This window comes from Acidisphaera rubrifaciens HS-AP3 (assembly GCF_000964365.1).
In the GTDB taxonomy this organism is placed as follows: Bacteria; Pseudomonadota; Alphaproteobacteria; order Acetobacterales; family Acetobacteraceae; genus Acidisphaera; species Acidisphaera rubrifaciens.
In genome coordinates this window covers 1-5,301 of record NZ_BANB01000288.1, presented here as the reverse complement: position 1 = coordinate 5,301, position 5,301 = coordinate 1, and the positions used below count along the sequence as shown (strand labels likewise).

8 protein-coding genes are annotated in these 5,301 nt (G+C 71.7%); 3 read left to right on the top strand and 5 right to left on the bottom strand.

Annotated features, from left to right (window positions below; all coding sequences use genetic code 11):
- The first annotated feature begins 160 nt into the window (after window positions 1-160).
- The 3 genes from B8460_RS09655 to B8460_RS09645 are packed head-to-tail and all read left to right on the top strand — an operon-like array spanning window position 161 to window position 2,993.
- The gene (locus B8460_RS09655; protein WP_048861384.1) at window positions 161-1,138 is read left to right on the top strand and encodes a CobW family GTP-binding protein; all 978 of its coding nucleotides are present in this window, start codon (window positions 161-163) and stop codon (window positions 1,136-1,138) included.
- Window positions 1,135-2,166, top strand: a complete 1,032-nt coding sequence (locus B8460_RS09650; protein WP_048861383.1) for a WD40 repeat domain-containing protein — start codon at window positions 1,135-1,137, stop codon at window positions 2,164-2,166. The genes B8460_RS09655 and B8460_RS09650 overlap by 4 nt, the downstream gene beginning before the upstream one ends.
- Window positions 2,166-2,993 (top strand): aldo/keto reductase, encoded by an 828-nt coding sequence (locus B8460_RS09645; protein WP_048861382.1) that lies wholly within the window; start codon window positions 2,166-2,168, stop codon window positions 2,991-2,993. The genes B8460_RS09650 and B8460_RS09645 overlap by 1 nt, the downstream gene beginning before the upstream one ends.
- On the opposite strand, the gene B8460_RS09640 is transcribed toward B8460_RS09645, so the two are convergent.
- The 5 genes from B8460_RS09640 to B8460_RS09620 all read right to left on the bottom strand — a co-directional run.
- On the bottom strand, window positions 2,942-3,616 hold the full coding sequence (locus tag B8460_RS09640) for a DNA-3-methyladenine glycosylase I (RefSeq protein ID WP_148360487.1): 675 nt from the start codon (window positions 3,614-3,616) through the stop codon (window positions 2,942-2,944). The genes B8460_RS09645 and B8460_RS09640 overlap by 52 nt on opposite strands.
- 11 nt (window positions 3,617-3,627) lie before the next feature.
- On the bottom strand, window positions 3,628-4,218 hold the full coding sequence (locus tag B8460_RS09635; protein WP_148360485.1) for a nitrile hydratase subunit alpha: 591 nt from the start codon (window positions 4,216-4,218) through the stop codon (window positions 3,628-3,630).
- A complete protein-coding gene (locus B8460_RS23630) occupies window positions 4,218-4,517 on the bottom strand; it encodes an SH3-like domain-containing protein (protein WP_048861381.1) in 300 nt (99 codons plus the stop codon). Before B8460_RS23630 ends, B8460_RS09635 begins: the two co-directional genes overlap by 1 nt.
- Entirely contained in the window at window positions 4,514-4,834 is a 321-nt protein-coding gene (locus B8460_RS23625; protein WP_048861380.1) for an SH3-like domain-containing protein, read from the bottom strand. The genes B8460_RS23630 and B8460_RS23625 overlap by 4 nt, the downstream gene beginning before the upstream one ends.
- Before the next feature lie 10 nt (window positions 4,835-4,844).
- Window positions 4,845-5,301: SH3 domain-containing protein (locus B8460_RS09620; RefSeq protein ID WP_048861379.1), on the bottom strand; the 457-nt coding region annotated here is incomplete at its 5' end.

Genomic DNA, 5,301 nt, shown 5'->3' with positions numbered 1-5,301 from the left:
GGGCCGCGCGGGCGATGGCCGGCATCGTGCGCGCCGGGGGTTTCGGGGCGCCGGCGGCGCGGGCGCGGCTGACCGACATACGCGCCGATCTTCTCGACCGGTGGTCCGGCCGCCCCTAGCGGCCTATATCAGCGGCCGAGGCAGAGGAGGCCGAGACGACATGGCCGAAGCGCAGACCAACGAGACGGTGCCGGTGACGGTGCTGACCGGCTATCTGGGAGCCGGCAAGACGACCTTGCTGAACCGCATCCTGAGCGAGAATCACGGCCGCAAATATGCCGTGGTGATCAACGAGTTCGGGGAGCTGGGCGTCGACAACGACCTCGTCGTGGACACCGACGAGGAAGTGTTCGAGATGAACAATGGCTGCGTCTGCTGTACGGTGCGCGGCGACCTGATCCGCATCCTGGGCGGGCTGTTGCGCAGGCGGGGGCGGTTCGACGGCATCATCATCGAGACGACCGGGCTCGCGAACCCGGCGCCGGTGGCGCAGACCTTCTTCGTGGACGAGGACGTCAAGGCCAAGACACGGCTCGATGCGATCGTTACCGTGGTCGATGCCAAGCACCTGCCGCAGCGGCTGGCCGACAGCCACGAGGCGGCCGATCAGATCGCCTTCGCCGACGTGATCGTGCTGAACAAGACCGACCTCGTGACGCCCGATGAACTCGCGGCGGTCGAGGCGCGGATACGCGAGATCAACCGCTTCGCCACGATCCACCGGGCCGAGCGCGGCGGCGTGCCGATCGCCGAGTTGCTCGACCGCGGCGCCTTCGACCTCGATCGCGTGCTCGCGGCGCGGCCGGACTTTCTCGAAGACGACTCGCACGAGCACAACGAGGACGTCAGCAGCATGAGCTTCGAGGTGGAGCGTCCGCTCGATCCCGAGAAGTTCAATGCCTGGATCTCCGGCCTGCTGGCCACCAAGGGGCAGGACCTGCTGCGCACCAAGGGCATCCTCGCCTATGCCAACGAGGACCGGCGGTTCGCCTTCCAGGCGGTGCACATGATCGCCGACGGCGGCTTCATCGGCCCGTGGAAGGACGGCGATCCCCGCCGCAGCCGGATCGTCTTCATCGGCCGCGACCTCAACCGCCCGCAGCTGCGCCGCGGCTTCGAATCCTGTCAGGCGACGTGAGCGGGGCGACCGCCGCGCCGGGCTACGCGCTCGAACGGCGCGGCACCACGCGCGACCTCGGCGACTACGTCGTGGGCGCGGGCTTCGCCGCCGGCACGCCGGCCTTCGCACTTGCCGACGGGTCGCTGCATCTCGCGACGGGCGAGGCATGGCCGCGGGTGGAGGCGCATGACGGCGGGCTGCTCGCCTTCGCATCCGCCGGACGCTTCTTCGTCACCGGCGGCGAGGACGGGCGTCTCGCCCGCGTCACGCCGGAGGGCGAGGCGACGGAACTGGCGCGTCTCGGCCGCGGCTGGGTCGAGCATGTCGCGACCCATGCCGACGATCGCGGCCGCGTCGTGGTCGCCGCCGGCATGGGCAAGGCGGTCCACGTTGTCGACGGCGAGGGGCGCGCGCTGAAGACGCTGGAGCATCCGTCGAGCGTCGGCGGCGTCTGTTTCGACGCGCGCGGCAAGCGGATCGCGGTCGCGCATTACAACGGCGCGAGCCTGTGGTTCGTCGCGGCCAAGACCGACAGTCCGCGCCGTCTGGAGTGGAAGGGCAGCCATATCGGCATCGCCCTCAGCCCCGATGGCGACTGCGTCGTGACCGCGATGCAGGAGAACGCGCTGCATGGCTGGCGGCTGTCGGAAGACGCGCACATGCGCATGAGCGGCTACCCGTCCAAGACCCGGTCGATGTCGTTCACGCGCAATGGCAAGTGGCTGGCGACCAGCGGGGCGGAGAGTGTCGTGCTGTGGCCGTTCTTCGGTGGCGGCCCGACCGGCAAGGCGCCGACGGAACTCGCCGGCGGCGACAACGTCCTGTGCACGCAGGTCGCGGCGCATACGCAGACCGACATGGTCGCGGCCGGGTTCTCCGACGGGATGGTGGTGCTTGCCGACATCGGCAGCAGCCGCATCCTGCCCGTCGCCCCGCCGGGGCGCAGGCCGGTCTCCGCCCTGGCGTGGTCGGCGGACGGCGCGCGGCTCGTATTCGGCACGGAAGACGGGTTCGCCGCCGTCGTCGATTTTGGACGGAGGGACTGATGGACGCGATCACGACCGGCGGGCTGCGCATGCCGCGCCTCGGCCTCGGCACCTTCCGCATGCAGGGCGCGGTGTGCCAGTCGGCGGTCGAGAGTGCGCTCGCGCTCGGCTATCGCCACATCGACACGGCGCAGATGTACGGCAACGAGGAAGCCGTGGGCGCCGCGCTGCGGGCCGCGGGCGTGCCGCGGCACGAGGTGCACGTCACCACCAAGGTATGGTGGGAAAATCTCGCGCCCGACGCGATGCGCCGCGCCTGCGACGACAGCCTCCGCAAGCTCGGCCTCGATCACGTGGATCTGTACATGATCCACTGGCCGGCACGCGGCATGGACATGCGCGCGAGCGTCGAGACGCTGATGGCGCTGCGCGAGGCGGGCCGCACCCGCGCGATCGGCGTGTGCAACTTTCCGCTCGCGCTGCTGCGCGAGGCGGTCGAGACGGTCGGCGCGCCGATCGCCGCCAACCAGGTCGAGTACCATGTCCTATTGGGCCAGACCGTGCTGCGCGACTACATGCGCGGTCGCGGCATCGCCCTGACCGCCTATTGCCCGCTGGCGCAGGGGCGGCTTGCCGAACATCCGGCGCTGTCCGCCATCGCGCGCCGCCACGACGCCTCCCCGGCGCAGGTGGCGCTCGCCTGGCTGCTGGAGCAGGACGGGGTGGCCGCCATACCGAAATCGAGCCGGCCGGAGGGCCAGCGCGCCAATCTGGGCGCGCTCGCGGTGCGTCTCGACGACGAGGACCGCCGCGTCATCGCCGCCCTTCCCAAGGATCAGCGCTGCGTCAACCCGCCCTTCGCGCCCGCCTGGGACAAGGCGGCCTGAGGGGCCTTCGCCGCCGCCGTCGCGTCGGCGCGGAAGCAGCCGGCATCGTGGTCATCGACCAGCCCGGTCGCCTGCATCCATGCATAGACGGTGGTGGGGCCGACGAAGCGGAAGCCGCGTGACCTGAGCGCCTTCGACACGGTCGCGGCAAGCGGCGTATGCGCGACCGGCCGCTCCCCGGCGGGGCGGCGGGTGCGGATCGGCGCGCCGTCCACATGCGCCCAGGCGAAGGCGGCGAAATCCTCGCCGGCGGCGCGCATCGCCACATAGGCGCGGGCGTTGCCGATCGTCGCCTCGATCTTGGCGCGGGCGCGCACGATGCCGGCATCCTGCATCAGCCGCTCCACGTCGTCGGGTCCGAACGCGGCGACGGCGTCCGGGTCGAAGCCGGCGAAGGCCGCGCGGAACGCCGGCCGCTTGCGCAGGATGGTGATCCAGGAAAGGCCCGCCTGGAATCCTTCCAGCATCAGCATCTCCCACAGCGCGCGCGGGTCGCGCTCCGGCACGCCCCATTCGTCGTCGTGATAGGCGCGGCTGAGCGGATCGGCGTTCGCCCAGGCGCAGCGGCACCGTCCGTCATCGGGGATGACCGGCGCCATGTCCGGGGCCATGACCGGGGCCATGTCCGGCCGCCTCAGGCGGTCGGCACCGTCACGCCGATCATGTCGGTGTCGCGCACGATCGCGGCGAGGCGTGCCTCGTCCCAGTCCTCGGTGTCGTCGGGGCGCAGCGGCAGCACCATCCAGCGATAGTCCGCCGTGCTGTCCACGACGCGGATATGCGTCCCCGCCGGCAGCGTCGTGCGCCATTCGGCGATCGTCCCGCGCGGGTCGCGCACGGCGCGGGCGCGATAGGCGGCGGATTTGAACCAGAACGGCGGATAGCCGAGCACGGCGCGCGGGTAGCAGCTGCACAGCGTGCAGACGACGAGGTGATGCAGATGCGGGGTGTTCTCCAGCACGCCGAGCGGCGGCAGGCCGCGCATCGGTATGCCCATCTCCTCCGCCGCCCGCGTCCCGTCGCCGAGGAGGCGCACGCGGTACGCGGGATCGCTCCAGGCGCGGGCGACCATGCGCGCGCCCTGCGCCGGGCTCGCCGCGTCGGTCGCGCGCACGCGGGCGTCGATCTCCGCCGCGGTGATCAGGCCGCGGCAGGCGAGCAGGGCCGTCACGGCCTCGTACAGACGCGCGCCGTCGGCCGTCAGGATGTCGTCGATGCCGTCCATCACGCGCGCTCCAGCCAGTGTTCGTAGAGCTCCACCAGGACCTCGTCGCTCGCCTCCTCGTCGGGGCGGCCGTCGGGCCAGAGGGCGCGCTGCGCGAAGATCACGTGATAAAGCGCCCGCGTCGCCGCCGGGCGCGCGAAGGCGAGATCGGCCGGATCGGGAAACGCGCCGAGCGCGCGGAGCACCGTCCCCTCCTGGCCGCGGACATAATGCGGGGTCCGGACATGCACCGGCATCCCGCCGGTCTCCGGCCAGTCGTCGCGGACCCGTACCCGGTCGCCGGGGCCGAGCGTGCTCATGCTCCGGAGGCCGGGGCGCCGAGCGCCGCGCGCAGCTCGTCGGCGGTCACCACGCCCCGCGCCAGCAGGTTGTCCGCGATCGAGCGCATCCAGCGCTCGTAGTAGCCGAGGCGGTGATAGGTCGGCTCGTCGATCGCCTCGATCCCGCGGCGCAGCTCGTCGACGCTCATGATGCCCTTGGCGCCGAGGAGCTGACGCAGCGCGTCCACGCGCTTGTCGAAGTCGGTCAGCGCGTGCGGGCCGGTGTCGATCGCCCGGCATGCGAGCCGGGACACCCCGCCCATGTCGTGATGGGCGCGGCGCGGATCGTCCTCCATGGTCGTCTCCTCAGTCGCCGACCGCCTCGTGCGGCTCGGTCCCCCAGAACGCATCGCGGCGAAGATAGCCACGATAGTCGCCCACCTGCACCTCGCACCATGCCGAGGCGGCCTCGCAGGTCCGTATGCGGCCGACCACGCCGGGTTTGAGCTTGGCGATCGCCGCCGCGTCGTCTTCCGGCCGGCTGCGCATCGTCGCCTCGGCCGCCCCGGTCACCACGAAGCTGCGGTGGCCGACCAGGGTCGCCTGATGCACCCAGCCCTTCACGCCGTCCGAGTCCTGCACCAGCCGCCACACCTCGAACTCGCGGTCGATCTGCACCGGCAGGTCGCGACGCTTATAGACCCATTCGATCGGATAGCGCGTGCCGGGACCGCGGCGCATGTTCACGTCATCGGTACGCAGCGCCGCGTAGCGCGGCAGCGGCAGGCCGGTGACGCTGCCCTTCGGCGGGCCGGGCGGGGGC

Bases quoted from the DNA above. Each gene is read 5' to 3' on its own strand.
- B8460_RS09640 (WP_148360487.1), bottom strand. From the start codon at position 3,616: ATGGCCCCGGTCATGGCCCCGGACATGGCGCCGGTCATCCCCGATGAC.
- B8460_RS23630 (WP_048861381.1), bottom strand. From the start codon at position 4,517: ATGAGCACGCTCGGCCCCGGCGACCGGGTACGGGTCCGCGACGACTGG.
- B8460_RS09645 (WP_048861382.1), top strand. From the start codon at position 2,166: ATGGACGCGATCACGACCGGCGGGCTGCGCATGCCGCGCCTCGGCCTC.
- B8460_RS09635 (WP_148360485.1), bottom strand. From the start codon at position 4,218: ATGGACGGCATCGACGACATCCTGACGGCCGACGGCGCGCGTCTGTAC.
- B8460_RS09655 (WP_048861384.1), top strand. From the start codon at position 161: ATGGCCGAAGCGCAGACCAACGAGACGGTGCCGGTGACGGTGCTGACC.
- B8460_RS23625 (WP_048861380.1), bottom strand. From the start codon at position 4,834: ATGGAGGACGATCCGCGCCGCGCCCATCACGACATGGGCGGGGTGTCC.